The sequence below is a fragment of the Microbacterium sp. LMC-P-041 genome (assembly GCF_030209555.1).
Taxonomy (GTDB): Bacteria; Actinomycetota; Actinomycetes; order Actinomycetales; family Microbacteriaceae; genus Microbacterium.
Window position 1 is genome coordinate 111217 of record NZ_JARVRV010000002.1, and the last position, 21951, is coordinate 133167.

19 protein-coding genes are annotated in these 21951 nt (G+C 65.3%); 8 read left to right on the plus strand and 11 right to left on the minus strand.

Going from position 1 to position 21951, the window contains the following annotated elements:
• Positions 1–24 precede the first annotated feature (24 nt).
• Positions 25–1878, minus strand: a complete 1854-nt coding sequence (lepA, locus tag QRN21_RS04425; RefSeq protein WP_053096530.1) for a translation elongation factor 4 — start codon at positions 1876–1878, stop codon at positions 25–27.
• Between the two features lie 240 nt (positions 1879–2118).
• Between lepA and QRN21_RS04430 the strand changes: the two genes are divergently transcribed.
• From QRN21_RS04430 to QRN21_RS04450, 5 genes are all read left to right on the plus strand, one after another.
• Positions 2119–3102: an ABC transporter permease gene (locus QRN21_RS04430; protein WP_053096532.1), complete on the plus strand. Its 984-nt coding sequence runs from the start codon at positions 2119–2121 to the stop codon at positions 3100–3102.
• Positions 3102–4025 carry an ABC transporter permease gene (locus QRN21_RS04435; protein WP_053096534.1) on the plus strand — a complete coding sequence of 308 codons (924 nt, stop codon included), beginning with the start codon at positions 3102–3104 and terminating at the stop codon, positions 4023–4025. Before QRN21_RS04430 ends, QRN21_RS04435 begins: the two co-directional genes overlap by 1 nt.
• Complete coding sequence (locus QRN21_RS04440) at positions 4022–5953, plus strand: ABC transporter ATP-binding protein (protein WP_285363234.1); 1932 nt, start codon at positions 4022–4024, stop codon at positions 5951–5953. Before QRN21_RS04435 ends, QRN21_RS04440 begins: the two co-directional genes overlap by 4 nt.
• A 117-nt stretch (positions 5954–6070) precedes the next feature.
• Complete coding sequence (locus QRN21_RS04445; RefSeq protein ID WP_053096539.1) at positions 6071–7783, plus strand: ABC transporter family substrate-binding protein; 1713 nt, start codon at positions 6071–6073, stop codon at positions 7781–7783.
• An 83-nt stretch (positions 7784–7866) separates the two neighbouring features.
• Positions 7867–8634 carry an alpha/beta fold hydrolase gene (locus tag QRN21_RS04450; RefSeq protein WP_072591399.1) on the plus strand — a complete coding sequence of 256 codons (768 nt, stop codon included), beginning with the start codon at positions 7867–7869 and terminating at the stop codon, positions 8632–8634.
• Here QRN21_RS04450 and QRN21_RS04455 read toward each other — a convergent pair.
• The gene (locus tag QRN21_RS04455; protein WP_285363235.1) at positions 8585–9850 is read right to left on the minus strand and encodes an MFS transporter; all 1266 of its coding nucleotides are present in this window, start codon (positions 9848–9850) and stop codon (positions 8585–8587) included. The two genes, QRN21_RS04450 and QRN21_RS04455, sit on opposite strands and share 50 nt — an antisense overlap.
• 236 nt (positions 9851–10086) lie before the next feature.
• Here QRN21_RS04455 and rpsT point away from each other — a divergent pair, with 236 nt between their 5' ends.
• On the plus strand, positions 10087–10347 hold the full coding sequence (gene rpsT / locus QRN21_RS04460; RefSeq protein WP_053096545.1) for a 30S ribosomal protein S20: 261 nt from the start codon (positions 10087–10089) through the stop codon (positions 10345–10347).
• Between the two features lie 127 nt (positions 10348–10474).
• On the opposite strand, the gene holA is transcribed toward rpsT, so the two are convergent.
• Together holA and QRN21_RS04470 are read right to left on the minus strand one after the other, a co-directional pair.
• On the minus strand, positions 10475–11512 hold the full coding sequence (holA, locus tag QRN21_RS04465) for a DNA polymerase III subunit delta (protein WP_053096547.1): 1038 nt from the start codon (positions 11510–11512) through the stop codon (positions 10475–10477).
• A 40-nt stretch (positions 11513–11552) separates the two neighbouring features.
• Positions 11553–13844 (minus strand): ComEC/Rec2 family competence protein, encoded by a 2292-nt coding sequence (locus tag QRN21_RS04470; protein WP_285363236.1) that lies wholly within the window; start codon positions 13842–13844, stop codon positions 11553–11555.
• A 332-nt stretch (positions 13845–14176) separates the two neighbouring features.
• On the opposite strand from QRN21_RS04470, the gene QRN21_RS04475 reads away from it, so the two are divergent.
• Together QRN21_RS04475 and QRN21_RS04480 are read left to right on the plus strand one after the other, a co-directional pair.
• Complete coding sequence (locus QRN21_RS04475) at positions 14177–14971, plus strand: SDR family NAD(P)-dependent oxidoreductase (RefSeq protein WP_285363237.1); 795 nt, start codon at positions 14177–14179, stop codon at positions 14969–14971.
• Positions 14972–15142: 171 nt separating this feature from the next.
• The gene (locus tag QRN21_RS04480) at positions 15143–15880 is read left to right on the plus strand and encodes an SDR family oxidoreductase (protein ID WP_285363238.1); all 738 of its coding nucleotides are present in this window, start codon (positions 15143–15145) and stop codon (positions 15878–15880) included.
• Positions 15881–15974: 94 nt separating this feature from the next.
• On the opposite strand, the gene QRN21_RS04485 is transcribed toward QRN21_RS04480, so the two are convergent.
• From QRN21_RS04485 to QRN21_RS04515, 7 genes are all read right to left on the minus strand, one after another.
• Positions 15975–16343, minus strand: a complete 369-nt coding sequence (locus QRN21_RS04485; RefSeq protein WP_285363239.1) for a DoxX family protein — start codon at positions 16341–16343, stop codon at positions 15975–15977.
• A gap of 149 nt (positions 16344–16492) precedes the next feature.
• Positions 16493–17248 (minus strand): SDR family oxidoreductase, encoded by a 756-nt coding sequence (locus tag QRN21_RS04490; RefSeq protein WP_285363240.1) that lies wholly within the window; start codon positions 17246–17248, stop codon positions 16493–16495.
• 113 nt (positions 17249–17361) lie between these two features.
• On the minus strand, positions 17362–18639 hold the full coding sequence (locus QRN21_RS04495) for an FAD-dependent monooxygenase (protein ID WP_350223947.1): 1278 nt from the start codon (positions 18637–18639) through the stop codon (positions 17362–17364).
• Positions 18640–18664: 25 nt separating this feature from the next.
• Positions 18665–19360, minus strand: a complete 696-nt coding sequence (locus QRN21_RS04500) for a TetR/AcrR family transcriptional regulator (RefSeq protein WP_285363241.1) — start codon at positions 19358–19360, stop codon at positions 18665–18667.
• A gap of 119 nt (positions 19361–19479) precedes the next feature.
• The gene (locus QRN21_RS04505) at positions 19480–20043 is read right to left on the minus strand and encodes a TetR/AcrR family transcriptional regulator (protein ID WP_285363242.1); all 564 of its coding nucleotides are present in this window, start codon (positions 20041–20043) and stop codon (positions 19480–19482) included.
• Between the two features lie 59 nt (positions 20044–20102).
• A complete protein-coding gene (locus QRN21_RS04510; RefSeq protein ID WP_285363243.1) occupies positions 20103–21113 on the minus strand; it encodes an NAD-dependent epimerase/dehydratase family protein in 1011 nt (336 codons plus the stop codon).
• A 90-nt stretch (positions 21114–21203) separates the two neighbouring features.
• Entirely contained in the window at positions 21204–21938 is a 735-nt protein-coding gene (locus tag QRN21_RS04515; protein WP_285363244.1) for an SDR family oxidoreductase, read from the minus strand.
• Between the last annotated feature and the right edge of the window lie 13 nt (positions 21939–21951).

Below are 21951 nucleotides of genomic sequence, written 5' to 3' on the forward strand. Positions count from 1 at the left end.
CGGGAACAGCCCGGCCCGAAGGTCCTACTTCTTGTCCTTGCCCTCGACGTCGCCGGAGAGCGCTGCGATGAACGCCTCCTGCGGCACCTCGACACGACCGACCATCTTCATGCGCTTCTTGCCCTCTTTCTGCTTCTCGAGGAGCTTGCGCTTGCGGCTGATGTCACCGCCGTAGCATTTGGCGAGCACGTCCTTGCGCAGCGCCCTGATCGTCTCGCGGGCGATGATCCTGGCGCCGATGGCGGCCTGGATCGGCACCTCGAAGTTCTGGCGAGGGATCAGCTTGCGCAGTCGCTCCGTCATCAGCGTGCCGTAGGCGTAGGCCTTGTCGCGGTGCACGATCGAGCTGAACGCGTCGACCTTGTCACCCTGCAGCAGGATGTCGACCTTGACCAGGTCCGCCTCCTGCTGTCCGGCGGGTTCGTAGTCGAGCGAGGCATAGCCCTGGGTCTTGGACTTGAGCTGGTCGAAGAAGTCGAAGACGATCTCACCGAGCGGCATCATGTAGCGGAGCTCCACGCGCTCCTCGGAGAAGTACTCCATGCCCAGCAGCGCTCCGCGACGAGACTGGCAGAGCTCCATGACCGTGCCCACGTAGTCCTTGGGCAGCAGGATCGCGGTCTTCACCATCGGCTCCGACACCGAGCCGATGCGACCGTCGGGGTACTCGCTCGGGTTCGTCACCGTCACGGTCTCGCCCGTGTCGCTCGTGAGCACCTCGTAGATCACGCTGGGTGCGGTGGTGATGAGGTCGAGGCCGAATTCTCGCTCGAGACGCTCGGTGATGATCTCGAGATGCAGGAGTCCCAGGAACCCGCAGCGGAAGCCGAAACCGAGGGCGACCGAGGTCTCAGGCTCGTACTGCAGCGAGGCGTCGGAGAGCTTGAGCTTGTCGAGCGCCTCCCGGAGCTCCGCGTAGTCGCTGCCGTCGATCGGGTAGATCCCCGAGAAGACCATGGGCTTCGGGTCGGTGTAGCCCGGCAGAGCCTGGGTCGAGGGCCTGCGTGCCGTCGTGATCGTGTCACCGACCTTCGACAGACGGACGTCCTTCACTCCGGTGATGAGGTAGCCGACCTCGCCGACGCCGAGCCCCTTGGACGGCACCGGTTCGGGGCTCGACACGCCGACCTCGAGCGCCTCGTGGTTGGCACCCGTCGACATCATCTGAATGCGCTCGCGGGGCGACAGGCTGCCGTCCACCATGCGGACGTAGGTGACGACCCCGCGGTAGGCGTCGTAGACGGAGTCGAAGATCATGGCGCGGGCCGGAGCATCGGCGTCTCCGACGGGTGCGGGGATCTCCTTGACCAGGCGGTCGAGCAGCTCCTCGACGCCGACACCGGTCTTGCCCGAGACGCGGAGCACGTCCTCGGGCTTGCCGCCGATGAGCGATGCCAGCTCCTTGGCGTACTTGTCGGGGTCGGCCGCCGGCAGGTCGATCTTGTTCAGCACCGGGATGATGTGCAGGTCGTTCTCTAGCGCGAGGTAGAGGTTCGCCAGAGTCTGGGCCTCGATGCCCTGGGCGGCATCGACGAGCAGGATCGCGCCCTCGCAGGCGGCGAGAGACCGGGACACCTCGTAGGTGAAGTCGACGTGCCCCGGGGTGTCGATCATGTTGAGCGCGAATGTCTCGCCGTCGATCTCCCACGGCATCCGCACGGCCTGGCTCTTGATGGTGATGCCGCGCTCACGCTCGATGTCCATGCGGTCGAGGTACTGCGCGCGCATGTCGCGATCCGAGACCACGCCGGTGATCTGGAGCATGCGGTCGGCGAGGGTCGACTTGCCGTGGTCGATGTGCGCGATGATGCAGAAGTTGCGGATCTGCGCCGAAGGCGTCGCGGCAGGCTGAAGCGGAGTGAGAGCGCGTGGTGACATGTCCTGACGATTCTACGGTGAGGTGAGGCTTATGCCCGCTTCGTGCGATCCGGTGATATTCTGCCGAGGTTGCCCGGGAGCCATCCGTGACACCGGATCCCGTGAGCGATAAGACTCCGTCACAGACCAAGTGCAGGCGTCGTGTCGCGCAGATCGGCTGATGGTGATTGACTGTCTTCCCGGCTCAGCGTTGCGTCGGCGGATCCCGCGCGCGTCTGTAAAAGAGAAAGAATCATCACCTTGATCAAGTATCTGTTGCGCCGCCTGCTGGGATGGGTGCTGATGATCGTCATCGCGACGAACATCACCTACTTCCTCGCGTGGCTGTATCTCGATCCCGAGAACAACTACGTCGGACGTCGACCTCCGCTTTCGCCCGATCAGATCGATGCGCTGCTGAAGCCTCGCAACCTCAGCGAATCGGTCCCCCTGATCGAACGATGGTGGACCTGGTTCTCGAGCATCCTCTTCCGCTGGGACTGGGGAGTCGGCCCCACAGGCGAGTCCGTCAACGAGCAGGTCGCATATCGGGTCTGGATCAGCGCCGAGCTCGTGCTCGGGGCGACGATCATCACGACCATCCTGGGCATCGCCCTCGGTGTCTACACGGCATCCCGTCAGTACAAACTGGCCGACCGCATCGGTCAGGGCACGAGCATCATCACGATGAACATCCCCACGGTCGTTGCGGGATTCGCTCTGGTTCTGCTCGCGATCAACTTCAACAACGCGGTCGGCACGACCGTCTTCTACGTCGTCGGATCCTCCAGTCAGGGGGTCGAGGGATTCTTCCCCGTCCTCATAGACGTCCTCCAACATCTGACGCTCCCCACACTCGGCCTGGTGCTCACGGGCTACGCGTCCATCCACTTCCTGCAGCGCTCGCTGCTGCTCGACAACATCAAGGCGGACTACGTTCGCACCGCCCGTGCCAAGGGACTCACCAAGCAGCAGGCCATCCGCAAGCACGCGCTGCGGACGTCGCTGATCCCCGTCACGACGCAGGTCGCGTTCACGATCCCCGCGGTCTTCACCGGAGCGGTGCTGACCGAGACGATCTTCAACTGGAACGGAATGGGTCGGTACTTCATCCAGACCCTGAACAACAACGACATTCACGGCGTGGTCGCAGTCGCGGCGTTCGGCGCCCTGATGACGGCGATCGGCGCGATCCTCGCTGACGTCGCCGTGGTCGTCCTCGATCCGAGAGTGCGGGTGAGCTGATGTCCCTGGAAGCCATCGGGGTGTCCCCCGAGATCGCCGAGCCGGAGAAGCCGAAGAACCGCAAGCGCACCTCGATGCTGACGCTGTACACGCGTCGGTTCCTGCGCAACCGCGGTGCCTTGATCGGCGTCGTCATCCTCGCGCTTCTGGTGGTGTTCGCGATCGTGGGACCGCTCATCGCGCCGTACTCGCACACCGACCTCGACTTCCTCGCGCTGCGCCAGGCTCCCTCGGCCGAGCATTGGTTCGGGACGAACGGTTCGGGCAACGACAACTTCGCCCAGGTCGCCGTCGGTCTTCAGCGCTCCATGATGATCGCTGCCCTCGTGGCCATCGGCACCACGGTCGTCTCTGCACTCATCGGTGCCACCGCCGCCTACTTCGGCGGCCGGTACGAGCGGATCATGCTCGCGATCATCCACTTCATGATGGTGGTCCCGAACTTCCTGATCCTCGCGATGATCTCGAACGACGCCGGCGGGAACTGGCTGGTGATCTCGCTCGTCATGATCTTCGTCGTCGGCTGGTTCTTCCCTGCCCGGATCATCTGGACCCTGTCGCTGTCGATCCGCGAGCGCGAGTACGTGCATGCCGCTCGCTACGCCGGGCTCTCGGGGATGCGGATCGTCCTGCGTCACATGCTCCCGAACATCGGGTCGCTGCTGGTGATCAACTTCACGCTCGGCGTCGTGTCGGCCGTCCTCACCGAGACCGCGCTCTCGTTCCTCGGCTTCGGTGTGAAGCTGCCCGACGTCTCGCTCGGCGCCCTGATCGGCTACGGCTCCAGCACTCTGGTGAGCGCACCGTGGCTCTTCTACTTCCCTGCAGCGGCGCTCACCCTGCTCACCGTCTCGATGGCTCTCATCGCCGACGGTCTGCGCGACGCCCTGGATCCGACCTCTGCGGCTGGAGGTCGCGCATGAGTACTGTCCTTTCCGTCCGAGACCTCAAGGTCAGCTTCCCGTCGGAAGCCGGTCGAGTCGATGCCGTGCGCGGCGTCTCGTTCGACCTCGAAGAGGGTCGCACCCTCGGCATCGTCGGCGAATCCGGTTCGGGCAAGTCCGTCACCTCGCTCGCGATCATGGGCCTGCTCGATGACAACGCCAAGGTCACCGGGTCGATCATCTATGACGGCCAGGAACTGCTCGGCAAGTCCGACAAGCAGCTCTCGGTGATCCGCGGCAACGGGATGGCCATGGTCTTCCAGGACCCGCTGACCTCGCTCACGCCCGTGTTCACGATCGGTGACCAGCTGATCGAGGCTCTCACGGTGCATCGTCGGCTGTCGAAGAAGGACGCCTGGGACCGCTCCGTCGAGCTGCTGAAGCTCGTCGGGATCCCCGAGGCGGAGCGCCGCATGAAGGCCTTCCCGCACGAGTTCTCCGGCGGCATGCGTCAGCGTGTCGTGATCGCGATCGCGATGGCCAACAATCCCAAGCTCATCATCGCGGACGAGCCGACGACCGCGCTGGACGTCACCATCCAGGCGCAGATCCTCGAGCTCATGGAGAAGGCGCAGCAGGAGACCGGCGCCGCGATGATCATCATCACGCACGACATGGGGGTGGTCGCCAAGACCGCCGACGACGTGCTGGTGATGTACGCCGGCAAGCCCGTCGAGCAGGCCCCGGTGCGCGAGCTGTTCTACCGCACCCGGATGCCGTACTCGATCGGCCTTCTGGGTGCCATCCCGCGGGTCGACAAGACCGAGAAGGTGCCGCTGATCCCGATCAAGGGCAACCCCCCGCTCCTGATCAATCTGCCGGATGCGTGCCCGTTCGCGGCGCGATGCCCCATCGCGATCGACGCGTGCCTGCAGCGCGAGCCCGATCTGCTCCGCATCTCCACCGAGGGTCACTCCGACCACTCCGTCGCCTGCATCCGCGCGAACGACATCGACGACGACGGACGCATCGGCGGACTCCCCGTCTTCCCCGTCCCGGAGATCCCCGAGAGCGGGCTGGCGAAGGTGCCCCGCGAGGACCGTCCCATCACCCTCGAGGCGGTCAACCTCAACAAGACCTTCCCCCTCATGAAGGGTGCGCTCTTCAAGCGCAAGGTCGGCGAGGTGCACGCCGTCAAGGGGATCAGCTTCGACATCCGCCAGGGTGAGACCCTCGCGATCGTCGGCGAGTCGGGCAGCGGGAAGACGACGACGCTCCTCCAGATCATGGATCTCGTCGCCCAGGAGGACGGCGACATCCGCATCGGCGGCACGAGCGTCGCTGACATCAAGAACCGAGCGGAGGAGCGAAAGCTCCGTCGTGATCTTCAGATCGTCTTCCAGGACCCGATGGGGGCGCTCGACCCTCGCATGACGGTCTGGGACATCATCGCCGAGCCGATGCTCGCGATCGGCATGAGCAAGGACGACGTGTTCGATCGCGTCGAGGAGCTCATGGGTCTCGTGGGTCTCGACCCGGCGCACAGCGACCGCTTCCCCCAGGCGTTCTCGGGTGGTCAGCGTCAGCGCATCGGCATCGCACGAGCGCTGTCGACCAACCCGAAGATCGTGGTGCTCGACGAGCCCGTCTCGGCTCTCGACGTCTCGATCCAGGCCGGCGTGATCAACCTGCTCGACGAGCTGAAGGCCAAGCTCGGGCTGTCCTACCTGTTCGTGGCGCACGACCTCGCCGTCGTACGCCACATCGCCGACCGGGTCGCAGTGATGTACAAGGGCTCGTTCGTCGAGCACGGAGACGTCGATCAGGTGTTCGACGATCCGCAGCACCCCTACACGAAGGCGCTGCTCTCGGCGATCCCGATCCCCGACCCCGACATCGAGCGCACGCGCGAGCGGATCATCCTTCCCGTCGAGGGTTTCGACGCAGAGGCCATCGCCGTCAGCTGACCTGTGTACCGATGTGCACAGTCCGATAACGGTTCCGTGTCACTGGGGTTTCGCCCGAGAGTTGCGGGGTTAGTCTGCCCCTATCCCAAGTAAGGCCGACAGGCACTAAGGAGTACCATGAAACGGCATCAGAAGCTGATGGGCATCGCTGCTCTCGGCGCCGCCTTCGCCCTCGTCATGAGCGGGTGCGCACCGGCAGGCAACGGCGGCGGCAACAGCGGTGAAGGCGAAGCTCAGACGGTCGAGGGCGCGGACTACAACCCGCAGCCCCGCGAGAACCTCGCAGAGGGCGGCGAACTCCGCATCCCCGTCTCGAACATCGCCGAGCAGCTGAACTACTTCCACAGCGACGGTGACGCCCGCGTCACCCAGATCGGGACGTGGTTCCGCCCCCAGATCCTGCTGATGGATCCTGACGGCACCGTCAAGAAGAACGACGCATACCTCGACGACTACTCCTTCGGTGTCGAGGACGGCAAGACCGTCCTGCACTTCAAGGTCAACGAGAAGGCTGTCTGGAACGACGGCACGCCCATCGACGTCACCGCGTTCAAGGCCACCTGGGAAGCCCAGAGCGGCGAGAACGAGGAGTACCAGCCCAACGCGACCGACGGCTGGAAGGAGATCGAGTCCGTCGAGGCCGGCGAGAACGACCGCGACGTCATCGTGACCTTCAAGGGCGAGTTCGCCTGGCCCGAGATGGTCTACTCGCAGCTGCTGCACCCGGCCGTCAACACGCCTGAGCTGTTCAACACGGCGTTCCTCGGCGACTGGCACCCGGAATGGGCCGCAGGCCCCTACACGGTCGACAACTTCGACAAGACCGGCGGCGTCGTCACGCTCGTCCCGAACGAGAAGTGGTGGGGCAACGCTCCGCTGCTCGACAAGGTCTCCTTCATCCAGATGGAGCCGACCGCGGCGGTCAACGCACTGCGCAACGGCGAGGTCGACATGGCCGAGACCGGCAGCGCCGAGCTGCTCGCACAGGTCGAGGGTCTCGAAGGCGTCAAGACCTACAAGGGTCAGGCGACCGCGAACGCGATCTTCACGCTGAACTCGACCAACCCGGTGCTGTCCGACCTCGAGGTCCGCAAGGCCGTGTTCGAGGCGATCAGCATCGAGCAGGTCAAGGACATCGTCTTCAACGGCCTGAACTACACCGAGGAGCCCGCCGGGTCCCTGACCCTCTTCTCGTTCCAGCCTGACTATGTCAACGCGCTGGAGGAGGCCGGCCGCAAGGACGGCGACACCGAGGGTGCCAACAAGCTCCTCGATGAGGCCGGCTGGGTCGCCGGTGCCGACGGCATCCGCGAGAAGGACGGCCAGCGCCTGTCGCTCGTCTTCCCCGTGCACTCCGACACCGAGACCGCGCGCGCGCGTTCGCTCGCCGTTCAGGCGCAGCTGAAGGAGGTCGGCGTCGAGGTGACGATCGACACCCGCCCGTCCGCCGACTTCGCCGAGGACTACACCACGCAGAACGGTGACATCTTCTTCCTCAACTTCACGTCGTCCGACCCGTTCGGTGCCGCCTGGTTCTGCCAGCTGTACTGCTCGGACAGCGGCCTGAACCTGTCGGGCACCGGCACCGAGGAGATCGACACGATGATCCACGAGGAGCTCGAGACGATCTCCGACCCGGTCGAGCAGACCAAGAAGGCCATGGAGATGGAGTCCGAGATCTTCGCGAAGACCTGGGGCATCATCCCGGTCCTCAACGGCCCGGAGATCTGGACCGTCAAGGAAGGTCTCGCCAACCTCACGCCCGAGCCCTACGTGGGTCTCGACCTCTTCGGCATCACGCCGGTGGAGAACGTGGGATACGAGAAGTAATCCATTCGGAGCCTGACTCGTCAGAGCTTCGCAGCGGGGTCGGTGGTCCATCCACCGGCCCCGCTTTTCTCTATGCTGAACGCGTGAGCGTCCAGATCGTCTTCGTGCACGGCATCCGAACGTCCGCGACGATGTGGCGGTCGCAACTCGCCTTCCTCGAGGAGCAGGGCATCGGGGCCGTCGCTGTCGACCTTCCCGGGCATGGCACCCGGATGGAGGAGGACTTCACCCTGCACGAGGCGCTCCACACCATCGACGTCGCGGTGCGCGACGCAGCGACGCGAGGTCCCGTGCTGCTCGTCGGGCACTCGATGGGCGGCCTGCTGACACTCGCCTACGTCGGCGGAGCGGAGGCACCGAGGGTCGCGGGGCTCGTCGCCGCGTCGTGCACGTCGCTCCCCCGAGGCGCCGGTCTCGCGGCGTATCGCGCGATCGCGCGCGCCGTCGATCGGCTGCCCGATCGCGGGATGTGGATCACGAAACGCATCCTCGAAGCGACGATCCCCGAAGAGACGCGCTCCGATTTCGCCGCCGGCGGCTATGCGCTGGACACCCAGGACACGGCACTGCGAAATCTCGCCACGCTCGATCTCGCGACAGCGGTCGCCCGCATCCGCGTGCCGCTGTGGTTCGTGAACGGACAGTGGGATCAGCTGCGAGTCAACGAGGCCCTCTTCCGACGGCTCGCGCCTCACGCAGAGCTCATCGTCGTGCCGCGCACCACGCACCTCGTCACGGCGATGCGTCCGCAGATCTTCAACGCCGTCCTGCGGTTGGCCGTCGCGACCATCGAATCCGAGGCTACGGGTGAGGCCGCGGCTCCCGCGCCGGCTGCCTCGCCAGAGCCGTGAGCGCACCGCCCACGAGCGACAGCACGGCGGCTGCTGCGAACACCAGCCAGAATCCCCCGACGAGCGCGACGAGCCCCGCCCCGAGCACCGGGCCGATCAGCTGGCCGAGCGCCGCCGTGACGTAGACGATGCCGAGGTCACGGGCGTGGTCCCTCTCGCCGGGCAGCAGGTCGGCGGCGAAGGCGAGCCCGACGGTCGAGAACGCGCCGTAGCCGAGCCCCATGAGCGCGGCGGCGACCATCGTCGCCTCGAAGGTCGGCACGATGGCGATCACGACGCCGGAGGCCGCCTGCACCAGGGTCGCCAGGATCGTGAGGGAACGCCGGTTGCCCGTGCGATCGGAGAACACACCGGTGAACACCGATGCGAGCACCACGAACAGCGTGTAGACCACGATCAGGAGCAGCAGGTTGTCCTGCGCCACCGTCGTCTCCTGGTGCAGACCATGGAGCAGGAAGAAGAGGAACAGTGCGGTGCCGAGCGCGTTGCCGATGTTGGTCACGAGCCGGCCCGACAGCATCCAGGCGAAATCCCGATCGCGCAGCGATGCCAGCAGATGACGATCACGCGTCACCGGAGTCGCGTCGACGGCCGCGGGCGGATCGGGCAGAAGCAGCGCTGCACCGATTCCCACCGTCGCGATGATCCCGGCGAGCAGCAGGTACCCCTCACGGATGCCGAGCCCGAGGAGCACCACGAGCCCGACGCCGAGCACGATGCCCACCGCCTGACTGGAGCCCACGGCGGCGGATGCGGCGCCACGCTGCGTCGGAGGAAGCTGGTCCGCTATCAGTGCGGTGAAGGCGGCCGACGACACCGCGACGCCGATCGACACACCGACCCAGGCTCCTCCCACGGCCCAGGGCCCCTCACTGAAACCGGTCACCACGAGGAACAGCGCGGTGACGAGCACGCCACCGATCGCCCATGGTCGCCGGCGCCGCCGTCCGACGGCCGCGCGATCCGACAGCGCCCCGGCCAGCGGGCCCGCGACGATCCCTGCGAGACCGCCGATGCCGAGCACCAGCCCGGACGAGATGACGCCGGGTATCCAGTCCTTCTCAGACGTGTTCAACTGCAAGGGGAGGAGCAACTGGACCGGAGTGAGCTGCACCGTCCAGATCGCCAGCCAGGCGAGGGTGAAGACGGTCATCCATGGCGGTCCGACTCTCCGCAGAGCGGACACCGGCGATCCGGATGGGAGGGCGGGGCTCATGTCGCTCCTTGACGTCGGGGTCGCGACGCGAGTGTCGGGATACTGATGATTGTGCACCCACACGCACCGACACCGCATCAGTGACGAGGACACCTCGCTCGTTTAGGGTGAACCGCCCGGATGCTGGTAGAGTTGGTTCTTGGCTTGCGTGTGGGTTCTTCCCTCACGACCGCCGAGTGGAAGCCCTCTTCTTCTGCCGGCACTTCCTAACAACTCCGTACAGAAAGCGTCCACACGTGGCAAACATCAAGTCGCAGATCAAGCGCAACAAGACCAACGACAAGGCTCACGAGCGCAACAAGGCCGTGAAGAGCGAGCTGAAGACGCACATCCGCGCGACCCGCGCCGCTGTCGTCTCCGGTGACAAGGCTGCAGCCGAGGCTGCTCTGAAGGCTGCCTCCCGCAAGCTCGACAAGGCCGTCAGCAAGGGTGTCATCCACCAGAACCAGGCTGCGAACCGCAAGTCCTCCATCGCCAAGCAGGTCTCCGCTCTCTGAGCCGATTCCACGCCTGACGGTGTGACAAGAGCCCGTCCCGTTCGCGGGGCGGGCTCTTTCGCGTGCTCGGAACCGTATGTGCCAGCGATCTCGACGGACGAGGCAGCTGCCGCGCGTCAGACCGCGCTCACTCGCCGAACGGCTGGCGGGTGGCGATGACGGTGAGCATCCGCTCGAGAGCGAAGATCGGGTCGCGGGCGGCACCCTTGACTTCGGCATCGGCGCGCGCCGTCGCCTGGATGGCCATTCCCAGCGAACGCTCGTTCCATCCGGCGAGGTCGCGTCGCGCACGGTCGACCTGCCAGTCCTTCATTCCCAGTCGCTGCGCGAGCTGACGGCTCGGCTCGCGGTTTCCGGCGACGCGCGCCATGGTGCGCAGCTTCATGGCGAATGCCGCGACCATCGGCACGGGGTCGGCGCCGGAGGCGAGGGCATGGCGCAGGGCCACGAGAGCCTCGCCATAGCGTCCGGCGATCGCCGTGTCAGCGACGACGAAGGCAGAGACTTCGACCCGCCCGCCGTAGTACTTGGTGACGACTTCTTCGGTGACATCGCCCTCGACGTCGCCGATCAGCTGCTGGCATGCCGCCGCGAGCTCGGTGAGGTCATCGGCGAAGGCCGAGACCAGAGCGCGCAACGCAGGCGGGGCGATCCGCTTCTTCGCCGCAGAGAACTCGCCGGCAGCGAAGTCGACGCGGTCGCCGTCGCGCTTGATCGCAGGGCACGGGATCTCGATGCCGTCGCCCGTCCCGGCGCGCACCGCATCGAGCAGCTTCTTGCCGCGGACGCTGGCCCCGGTGTGGCGCAGGATCACTGTCGCACCCTCCTGCGGGTGGTCGAGGTAGGACACAGCCTCCTGCAAGAAGGCATCCGAGCACTTCTCCACCCCCGACACGCGCACCAGCCGGGGTTCCCCGAACAACGACGGCGAGGTCAGCGCGAGGAGAGTCCCGGGCGCGTAGTCATCAGCGCGGACATCGGTCACCTCGAGCGCGGGGTCTTCGGTGCGGAGGTAGTCGCGGACTCCGGCGATCGCGCGCTCTGCGCAGACCTCCTCCGGGCCGAACACGAGCACCACCGGCGCCGGACGCGGATCGCGCCACGACACCTGCGGGACCTTGGCTGCCTTGGTCCCACCGCGGGAAGGAGTACGAGAAGCAGCCATGCCTCCAGACTACCGGGGGCCACAGACGTCGACCCCGTCGTCAGGGTGGCTGCTTCTCGGCCCACAGCTGAAGCTCCTCTCCCGCGAGGCCGACGAGGAGACGGCCCTGCTGGTCGGTCCGCAGCACTCGCGCACCGGCAGCTTCGAGCGATGCCAGAGTCTCCGCTCGCGGATGCCCGTAGTCGTTGTCGACGCCTGCGCTGAACAGCGCGACACTCGGGTGCAGGTCCTGATAGAGCGGGAAGTCCTGGTCGGCGCTGCCGTGATGGGCGACTTTGACCACCGCGTAGTCGCCTCGGAGATGCGCGGTGCGTTCCAGCATCCGCTGCGCCCCCCCCGACAGGTCGCCCAGGAAAAGCGAGCGGGGTACGCCGCCGCCACCTATCTCCAGAACCACGCTCTGGTCGTTGCCCGGCGGGAACGCCTCCGACCCACGTTGCGGCCACAGCACCTGCCAGGACGCCGCGCCCAGGTCACCCCGCATGCCCGCTGCCGCCTGACCGACCGTCGCACCGCCGTCGGCGAGGTGCTGCAGCATCCGCTCGTCACCGCTCTCCCCCGGTGGCCCGTGCAGCACCGCGCCGACTCTCCCCTGAACAGCCTCGACCCCGCCGATGTGATCCAGATCGAAGTGCGTGAGCACGAGCAGATCCACGCGTTCGACACCGAGTTCGCGCAGACACGAGGCGAGCAGCTCTGGTTCCGGCCCGGTATCGATCAGGGCGATCGCCCCCTTCGAGCGCACGACGAGTGCGTCTCCCTGGCCCACATCGCAGGCGGCGACCGACCATTCGTCGGGAGTGGTCGCGCTCGCCAGCGGACCGTTGAGCACCACATGCGCACCGCCCAGTCCGAGCGCGACTGCCAGCACGGCGGCTGCGACACCCCTGACGACCGGCACCGCGCGGTACCCATCGGCGAGAATCACCCCGATCGCCGCGCTCACGACGCTGACCAGCACGGCGCTGGCGATGCCGGGCACCATGGCGATCTGAGCGAACGGCAGCCTGGCCGTGATGCTGGCCGTTTGCGTGATCCACGCGGCGGGCAACCATGCCGACGCCGCCAGAAGGTCGGCGAGAACGCCCACCGGAGCGGCGAGACACGCGAGGAGGCCGATGACAGTGGCGATCGGCGCCGCGGGCGCAGCCAGCAGGTTCGCCACGAGCCCCACGAGAGACTGCTGCTCTGCGAAGAGGGCGATGACGGGGCCGCACACGAGCTGTGCGGACGTCGGCACGGCGATCGCGAGAGCGAGAGGTTGCGGCATGAATCGCGCGAGTCCGCGGGTGAGCGACGGCGAGAGCAGGATCAGCGCACCCGATGCGGAGACCGAGAGCGCGAATCCCGCAGTCGAGGCCAGCCACGGGTCGGCGATCAGGATGCCGCTCGCGCTGAGCGCCAGCATCCCCGCACCCGCGCTCGGCCGCCCGAGAAGCAGTGACAGCATCGCGACACCCGCCATGACCGCCGCCCTGACCACGCTGGGTTCCGGCGTCACGAGGACGACGAAGCCCGCGAGACCGAGAGCGGCCGCGACGACTCGAGTCCCCCGTCCGGCGCCGCACAGCGCAGCCAACCAGAACACCGCCCCGACGACGATGGCGCAGTTCGCCCCGGAGACCGCCGTCAGGTGGCTGAGACCGCTGGTGCGCATGTCATCGTTCAGCTCGGTCGACACCGCGCGGGTGTCGCCGACGGCGAGTCCGGGAAGCAGACCCGCTCCGGGCTCGGGAAGTCGCTGCGCCCGGTCGATGAAAGCGCTGCGCAATCCGGCCGCGACCGCGAAGACCCCGGATGCCGGCTCCTCGACCGACGCCTCGCTCGCGAACACGACGAGCGCTGCCCTCTCCCCCGGATCCGTCGCCGCCGCCTCGCCCTTCACCCGGACTGTGGCGCCGAGATCGAATCCGCCGGCCGGGTCGATGCCGATCCGCACCGGAGCCGATGCCGCCCGCACCGACCCCGGCGACCCGATGCCCGTGAGCTGCACCTCCATCCACAGGCGCCCATCCCGACCGACCGACGCCGAGGTGCTGACCTCCCCCGTCGCCTCGACCACACGTCCGTCCCACGACGCGGCGCCCTCGCGCGCCGGTGTCGCGACCATGACTGTGATCGACACCGCCGCCGCAGCTGCGAGCACGACGAGCCCCACGCCCGCCGCCGATGCTCGAACGGCACGGCGCCGCAGCATCGCACCCAGCACCACGCATGCCCCGACGACCCCGACGAGCACGCACCACCCCGCCGAGGGGGGTACGAACACGCCGAGCAGCGCGACCACCCATACCGCCCCGGCGATGGGGAGAAGACGCGGATCGCGCCTCACCCGCGTGCCCTGTCACGACTGCCTGTCAGCATCTTCTCGCTCAGATCCTTGGTCTCGGCTGGCTCGGACATCGAAACACCATACGAGTGCGCCATCAGTACGCTTTGCCGCCGTCCCAACGACCGTGGAGAACGCCGGAAAGCTGCTCCATGTGCAGACCGGTCGAGGTGCAATCAGTTCCGGGCCACCTCGTCCCTAACCGGAAGAGCAGAACCGGCACGGCACACGCACAACGACCTTCGGCGTAACGTTGCTCATCAATCGTCTCCGATATGCGTGAGCGCTACTCCAGTTGTCGGACGAGACAGCACAATGGCGGAAGGGACCCGAAAATGCGCATCGACCTCGAAGGCAAGGCCGCCCTGGTCACCGGCTCTACCCAGGGCATTGGGCGAGCGATAGCAGCGACATTGGCGGACGCGGGAGCTCGTGTCGCCATCAACGGACGCTCATCTGAAACAGTTGCGTCCGTCGTCGCTGATCTCGAAAGCGAGGATCCGAGTCGTGACCTGATCCAGGCCCCCGGTGACGTCACGGACACGAATGGTGCAGATGCAGTGCTCGCTGCCGTCGGCCCCGTTGACATCCTCGTCAACAACCTCGGCATCTTCGGCTCTGCGCCCGCCCTCGACATCACTGACGACGAGTGGCGACGCTACTTCGATGTGAACGTGCTCGCAGCCGTTCGGCTGATCCGCTCGTCACTTCCCGAGATGAAGGAGCGCGGCTGGGGTCGGGTACTGAACATCGCCAGCGACTCGGCGGTCGTCATACCGGCGGAGATGATCCACTACGGGATGTCGAAGACGGCGCTTCTCGCCGTATCCCGCGGATTCGCGAAGGACGCCGCGGGCACCGGCGTCACGGTCAACTCTGTGCTCGCCGGCCCGACCCACACTGGCGGCGTGGAGGACTTCGTCTACCAGCTGGTCGACAGGGATCTGCCGTGGGAGGAAGCACAGCGCGAGTTCATGAAGCTGCACCGTCCGCAGTCGCTTCTGCAACGACTCATCGAGCCCGAGGAGATCGCGAACATGGTCGCGTACCTCGCATCCCCACTCGCGTCCGCAACGACCGGTGCCGCGGTACGCGTCGACGGCGGCTACATCGACTCAATCATTCCCTAGGGCCTGCCGGACACGACGAGTCGACACGTCAGAACACGTAAACTCGCGCTCACAGTCGACACTGACCTCGGCAGCGCTGACGAGCTGAGCGAGGCGTCCTCACATTATCCCGACGTGAATCGTCACTCCTTTGTGGGCGGAACCACCGCTTCACGGAAGGAGTATTAAGTCGTGAAGGTGCTAATTGCGGGCGGGCGAGGACGAGTCGGCTCGAAGGTCGCAGATCTGTTGGAGCAGAACGGCGTGGAGGTGGTCTCCGGCGGACTCGACGACGGCGTGGACTACATCCAGGGCACAGGGGTCGCGGAAGTGCTCGAAGGCGTTGACACCATAATTAACGTCCTGAATACCGGGCGTTTCGATAAAGAAGGTGCTGTTGACTTCTTCGAGGGGACGACTAAAGCACTGTCCGCGGCGGGTGAGCGAGCTGGCGTCAAGCATCACATCCTTCTCTCCATCGTCGGTGTCGGAGAAGGTGACGCGTCGGAGATTGGCTACTACCTCGGCAAGGTGGCGCAGGAGCGCGCACTCAAGGAGGGAACGCTGCCCTACACGATCGTGCGTTCTACCCAGTTCCAGAGCTACGTTCCGGTCCTCGCCGACCAGCACACGGTGGAGGGCAAAGTGATGGCGCCTCGCGATCTGATTCAGCCCGTGGAACTCGATGAACTTGTAGCCCTGCTGGGCGAGATCGCTCTGGCTGCAGCACCGCTGGGCGAAGTGGAGATCGCGGGGCCGGAGCGCTTCCATATGGACGACCTGCTGCGCGGAACCCTTGCCGCATCCGGTGACACACGCGAGGTGATCACGGTCGAAAGCGACGGGCCGATCGATGCCATGGTCCCTCGCGGCGAGTATCGAATGGGGAGCGTGCTCTACCCGGTTCGCGACATCCCGACCGCGGACTGATCTCGCGAGTTCCTCGGTACATCGAGTGCACGTCTACCGCGAAAGCACGGTAGACGGGCCTCGAGATCGCGTGCTCTGTTCTCTGCTGCCTTCCTTAATCGCGTATCACCACGAAGCCAAGGAGGGCGCTGAGCAGACAGAACACAGCCAGCACGAGCGGGAACGTCGCGCGTTCTTTACGGCGCAGGTGAGTCCCGATCGCGCCGAGCAGCAAGAACATGAGCGCGAGCGCCGAGATCGGAGCGAGAACTCGCGCGATTCCAGTGACCAACGGGGCAACCAATCCGATCGCCCCACAGATCTCCGCGAACCCGATTGCCTTCTCGGATCCGCGCGGAAAACTGTCTACCCAACCCATACCGGCCGCGCGAAGATCGTCCCTTGACCGACTTAGCTTGAATGAACCAGTCTTGGCGAACACTATCGCCAGCACGCCGTTCAATATCCAGAGCAGTATCACCATGAGTCACAACCTCCGACGCCAGTATCCCGATCGGAACTCGTGCAGCGAGAGAGTCAATCGACTCACAGAGCACGTGAAATCGCTGCCGGCGCTGCGCGCCGACCGATGGGAGTACGGCCTAAGTCGGCCGCGACGAGAGGAGTAGCGATTTACCTGACTCTGGTGGCGGATCCCAGCCAGTCGTCGAAGGTGGTTGCGCTGATGCGCGACACGCTTTCGTCACCATGCAGCGCCCCCGATGCGAGACCAGCGCCGTACGAGCCCGGGAAGCGAATGTCCAGTGCTCGACGAGAGGTGCCGTCGTGGGCATACATACGACGCACCATGCCAACGAGCGTCTCGTTCTGAGGCCCGATCAGGTCTTGCACGCGCCCTGCAGGCGTCGACTCGGCGATCTCGATGAGATGGGCGCCCACCTCGAACGCGGCCACGGGACGCGAAAGAGTTCTCGGAACGAGGGTGACGGGTCCTACTGTCGTCTGAGATGCAATCTGCTGGGCGAACTCGTGAAATTGCGCCGCGCGAGCAATGGTGTGCGGCACATCGGACGCAAGGATGAGGCGCTCTTGAGCCAGTTTTCCCGCATAGTACGAGGTGTCGATCGAATCGATGCCCACAATCGACAGCGCCACGTGATGTGAGACGCTGGCCCGTGCTTCTGCGGCCAGAAGGTTTCGCGTAACGGTGCTGAAGAAGTTCACGGCCTTCTTGGTGGAAAGCGTGGTCGTGTTGAGGACATCGACGACGACATCCACTCCGACGAGCGCTTGATCTAGGCCGGCGCCGTCGATGACATCGACACCGTTCTTGCGCGAGAGAACAACGACCTCGTGGCCGCGCTGCTGCGCCGAGCTCACGGCGTGACGCCCGACCGTGCCGGTTCCACCTGCGATTGCAATCTTCATGGATTTCCCTTCGTGGTGAGGCGATCGAGGTATGCCTCGAAGTATTGACGATGCAGACACCACAGGTGTGAGGTGTGCTCGCCCTCACCCCCACATGAGGCCGATGTGCACGATCAGGCGACGAGCATGTGCTCTCCGTTGTTGGATGAGGGCGCCGGAGGGAGAACGACATCAGTGGTACGCGAGTCGGCTTCACTGTGCAGCAGTCGATTGAGGACGAGGTGCCCGTAGCGTCGACGCGACAACCACGCGATCACGTGCCGAAGGGCGATCTGGCGACGGTTTCTCGGGACGAAGAGATCCTGCTGGGTGACGCCGATCTGCTGATAGTTCTCGATCGTCGGGCGCATCGTTTCTTCCCAGTGAGAGAGGGCTTGGTCGACATCCTCCGGGTGCCGCTCTAGAGCAGATCCCAGGACGTCGGCCCCGATCAGTCCCGCGGACACGCCCATCCCCGCAAACAGAGTCACGCACCACGCGGCATCGCCGACCAGAACCACTCTTCCGCGGTGCCAGCGCGGCATGTGTACTTGCTCGACCGTGTCCCACAGAGGTGAAGGCGCGTGTTCCGCTGCTTCGAGCACATCGCTGAGGGTCTCGCCGAGTGGGCTGTCGCTGAACACCTCGCGTAGCCGTTCAGCAGGCATCTTGGCGCGTTCTCCCGCGGGGTCGTCCGTGCGATAGCTCAGCATCATGGTCGGGTCGTGGTCGGAGAACCCGAACCCCCACAGGGCACGGTCCGGTTCCACGAGGGTGAGGCTCTGACCCGTCCGCATCCCGCGAGGCTGACCCTCGTACTGGAAGGCGTAGATCATGTACCCGAACGATTGCAGAAAATCCTCGTCGGGCCCGAACGCCAGCCGTCGCACGGACGACCTCACGCCGTCAGCTCCGACCACGAGGTCGAACCTCTCGGTTCGCTCCGAACCGTTCGCGAGGTTGCGGAGAGTGACATCGACCCCATCTCCATCAGCGTCCACAGACACCGGAACAGTCGAGTACCGGATCTCGACGTCGTCAGGAAGCGCTTCGAAAGCCGCGTCTTCGACATCGCTGCGCAACAGCATCCAAGGCGAACCGGGAAGGTCTTTGAGTCCGAGCGCACGCTGGGACCGCAGTTTCCGATCCGTGAGAAAAGTGCGTCCCTGCGGATTGCGGTCATGGAGGAACGGAAGGATGCCGAGTCGTTCGGCGGCATACCGTCCCGCTTCGAAGAGACAGATGAAGTACCCGCCACGCCTACGATCCGCGGAGCGTTCGATGAGGACTGGCTCCCAACCGGCGGCAGCCAGGCGCCCCGCGGTAGCAAGTCCGGTCACCCCCATTCCCACCACGAGAGCGCGACGTTGGGGAAGTTGGATGGATTCTGAGTAACTGACTGTTTTGGTCATATGGTCAGTTTACTCTCCTTCCGGCCTACGAGGCGATCTTGCGGAGCACGAGATCCGTACCTTCTTCGAGGTAGCGGATGATCGTTTCACTAGCCGCTGTCACCTCACCGGGAGCCGCACGCTTCTCCCCCAGAACCGCCGCCATACTTCTTCCGAAGATCTCCGGTGTATCAACCTGTGCGTCACCATCGGCCTCAAGTTCGTGACTGAAGAGAAATCCTCGGAACACGGCCAGCACAGCGTAGGCCTGGTCTTCCAATGTCCAGTCGTCGCTCGCGAGAGAGCCTGCGCGCCACGATGGCAGGACGGCCATCATCAACTTCTCCGGGCCGAGCGCATCCGTGATGGCTTTCGACCGTGGGTCGGCAGCCAGAACCCCGAGAAGGTCTTCGTCTTCCAACAGGACGGCACGAACGAAAGGCCGTCCCGGCGCAGTTCTCAGCAACTCCGGGAAAAGACGAGACGGGCGCGCGAGATCAGGATCGGCGCTGAACTTCCGAGTGAACTCCTCAGCTAAAGCCAAGAAGTCGCGAGCGATCAATCCAAAGATCAGGTCCGTTCGACTCGCCCAGTAGAGGTAGACCGTGCCCTTGCCGACTTTCGCGCGCTGGGCGACTTCCGCGATGGTTACGGCACGTTCGCCTCGTCGGAGAAGGAGATCGCTGGCGGCCGCAAGGATGCGCGCCGCAGTGTCGGAGCTGTGCTCGGGTAGGCCTGGCATCAATGCATTCCTCTTCACTCGCTTTGACGGCGCTCGCGCCGCTGTAAGTCCATCCTGATCGCAACGAGCCATGTCCGGAGTGAGCCACTCGCCGATGCGGGCCCACCCGTCGGCCGCACTTACGCGCGCGACTTAGTCCAGACCGACTCTGCCAAGAAGTCCAGCATCCTTGCTCGCTGGGTCACCAGATCCGGGGAGTCAGTGGTCAGGATGATGCCCCCTGTCGACAACAGCAACTCCTCGGCCGTGAGCCTCGGTGTCGCATCGTCTCGCGCGTCAAGGATCATCGCCACAGCCGCGATGTTCTGCTCGCGGCTGTGTGCGTGGGTGCCACTTGCGAAGGCGCTGGATCCTCCGGACGCGATCAGGTTGCTCTTCACTCCGAGGTACGCGGCAAACAGGTCCATCCAGCGTCTCAGGGCTTGCCGCGGTTCCATCTGCAGGAGTAATTGAGGGACGGCATCGGTCAGTGATCGGATCTCGTCCGCGTAAGCGGCATCGATGAGATCCTCTCGCGTCGGGAAATGACGGTAGACCGTGCCGACCCCCACGCCAGCTTCCTTAGCAATATCTGTGAAGCTGGCGTCGCCGCCACGCTGCGCGAACACTCGGAGCGCGGCCTCGAGCACACGGGCTCGGTTTGCACGCGCGTCCGCCCGAAGTGGTCGGCTGGTCGAGCTCATGCGTCCGCTTTCGTCTGGGCAAAGGGTGTAGCCCGTTTATAGCACCGCTCGCCCGCGACTCACTGATCGAGGAGACCGAGTCCCGTCAGTGAATCCGCTGTCGCGACGATGGTATCTCGCACCGGACGCGGCACCCATCCGAGAACCTGCTTCGCCTTGGCGTTGCTGATCAACGGAATCGTTGCGGCATCCGATCCGTCGCTGCTCATGCTGTCTTCCACATCGGGGACGCGAGATGCGCGCTCACCGAGCGACTCCTTGAGCATCATTGCGACGTCCAAGAAGCTCACGGACGGTCCATCGGCGACAGCGAGGAATCGCTCGCCGGCGGCAGCGGGGTGGGTCAACGCGGCCAGATGCAGCGCAGCTGTGTCACGCACATCCACCACACCGAAGTGCTGCCTCGGCACGCTCTTCATGGCGCCATCGAGCATCGCCTTGACGAACCCCACGGACGTCGAGAGCTTCGGCCCGAGCGCAGGCCCGAAGATTCCGACCGGATTGATCACGACGAGATCGAACCCGGGGTTCGTCGTAGCGAAGTCCCATGCCGCGCGTTCCGCAACAACCTTCGATTTGATGTAGGGCTGGAGATCCCCCTCGGGATCAGTCCAATCAGCTTCCGTGTAAGACGCAGACTCCTTCGGTGAGTATCCGACCGCAGCGAACGACGAAGTCATAACCGTCCGCTCTACACCGGCGTCTCGCGCAGCTCGAAGGACACGAATCGCTCCGTCTCGTGCTGGAGCAATGACTTCATCCTCATGAGCTGGCGCGGATGCAGGGAAGGGTGACGCGGCGTGCAGCACGAATCTGGCCCCTTCCATTGCGCCGGCCCACCCCGCGTCTGCATCAAGCTCCGCGAGGACGATCTCCAGGTTCTCGAGCGAGGCCTGTCCTGCGCGTGTCAGATCCTCACGTAGTTCATCGCCGCGCCGATCCTCACGAACCGTTGCGCGCACTCGGTATCCAGCTTCTAGCGCTTGGGCCACAAGGTGGCTTCCCAGATACCCATTCGCACCCGTGATCACAACGATGTCGCGCGGGGACTGGTGGTCGTTGTCGTACATGCTGCTTCTTCCTGTCAGTGGCCGCGTCATGCGGACATGAACTGGAAACGCCAGTTATCCGGAATCTATTCCGGATAACTGGCGTTCGCCTCACAGCGATGTCGAGGACGGGTAGCGGGTCTTGCCGCTGCGATGGTCTCCGAGCGGCACGAGGGAGTCAAGAGCGTCAGCGCCGAGAGCCGTACCCTCTACCGTCACGACCGGACGTTCATCGTTTGCCAGCGAAAGCGACGAGCGCAGGAGCTCGTCGAGAGTGAAAACTTCTGGCCCGGCCAGATCGACGGTGCCATTGAGCGGTGCGCCCTGAGCGATCTCAGCCAGCAGCTCGACCACGTCGTCCACATCAACCGGCTGAAGCTTCATCCGCGGCGCGTTGACCGCTCCGTCGACGGTGAGCCAGTCGGCGATCGTCGGCACGAAGTCATGAAATTGAGTTGCGCGGACGATCGTGAACGGGATGTCGCCGTCGCGGACAGCGTCTTCCTGAGAGACCTTGCCCGCGTAGTATCCGTTCGCGAGCGCGCGGTCGGCGCCCACCACGGAGAGCAGCACGTGGTGGCGTACGCCGGTAGAGTGCTCGGCGGCGAGGACGCGTTCTGTGGTTCCACGGAAGAAAGCAGTCGCTGCCGCGGCATCCATCTCCATCGTGTTGAGGACGTCGACGACGGCGTCAACGTTCTCCATCGCCTCTCCCAGGCCTCGACCGGTGAGAGCGTCGACACCGTTCCCGCGCGAGGCGGCCGTGACTTCGTGTCCGAGTTCGCGGAGGCGCGCAGTGAGGCGTGTGCCGACATGTCCGTTGCCGCCGATGATCAGGATCTTCATTGGATGTTCCCTT

What these genes read in the sequence shown, in the direction of transcription:
- lepA (WP_053096530.1), bottom strand. Translation starts at nt 1,878, where the DNA reads ATGTCACCACGCGCTCTCACTCCGCTTCAGCCTGCCGCGACGCCTTCG.
- QRN21_RS04435 (WP_053096534.1), top strand. Translation starts at nt 3,102, where the DNA reads ATGTCCCTGGAAGCCATCGGGGTGTCCCCCGAGATCGCCGAGCCGGAG.
- QRN21_RS04440 (WP_285363234.1), top strand. Translation starts at nt 4,022, where the DNA reads ATGAGTACTGTCCTTTCCGTCCGAGACCTCAAGGTCAGCTTCCCGTCG.
- QRN21_RS04445 (WP_053096539.1), top strand. Translation starts at nt 6,071, where the DNA reads ATGAAACGGCATCAGAAGCTGATGGGCATCGCTGCTCTCGGCGCCGCC.
- QRN21_RS04455 (WP_285363235.1), bottom strand. Translation starts at nt 9,850, where the DNA reads ATGAGCCCCGCCCTCCCATCCGGATCGCCGGTGTCCGCTCTGCGGAGA.
- holA (WP_053096547.1), bottom strand. Translation starts at nt 11,512, where the DNA reads ATGGCTGCTTCTCGTACTCCTTCCCGCGGTGGGACCAAGGCAGCCAAG.
- QRN21_RS04475 (WP_285363237.1), top strand. Translation starts at nt 14,177, where the DNA reads ATGCGCATCGACCTCGAAGGCAAGGCCGCCCTGGTCACCGGCTCTACC.
- QRN21_RS04485 (WP_285363239.1), bottom strand. Translation starts at nt 16,343, where the DNA reads ATGGTGATACTGCTCTGGATATTGAACGGCGTGCTGGCGATAGTGTTC.
- QRN21_RS04490 (WP_285363240.1), bottom strand. Translation starts at nt 17,248, where the DNA reads ATGAAGATTGCAATCGCAGGTGGAACCGGCACGGTCGGGCGTCACGCC.
- QRN21_RS04495 (WP_350223947.1), bottom strand. Translation starts at nt 18,639, where the DNA reads ATGACCAAAACAGTCAGTTACTCAGAATCCATCCAACTTCCCCAACGT.
- QRN21_RS04500 (WP_285363241.1), bottom strand. Translation starts at nt 19,360, where the DNA reads ATGCCAGGCCTACCCGAGCACAGCTCCGACACTGCGGCGCGCATCCTT.
- QRN21_RS04505 (WP_285363242.1), bottom strand. Translation starts at nt 20,043, where the DNA reads ATGAGCTCGACCAGCCGACCACTTCGGGCGGACGCGCGTGCAAACCGA.
- QRN21_RS04510 (WP_285363243.1), bottom strand. Translation starts at nt 21,113, where the DNA reads ATGTACGACAACGACCACCAGTCCCCGCGCGACATCGTTGTGATCACG.
- QRN21_RS04515 (WP_285363244.1), bottom strand. Translation starts at nt 21,938, where the DNA reads ATGAAGATCCTGATCATCGGCGGCAACGGACATGTCGGCACACGCCTC.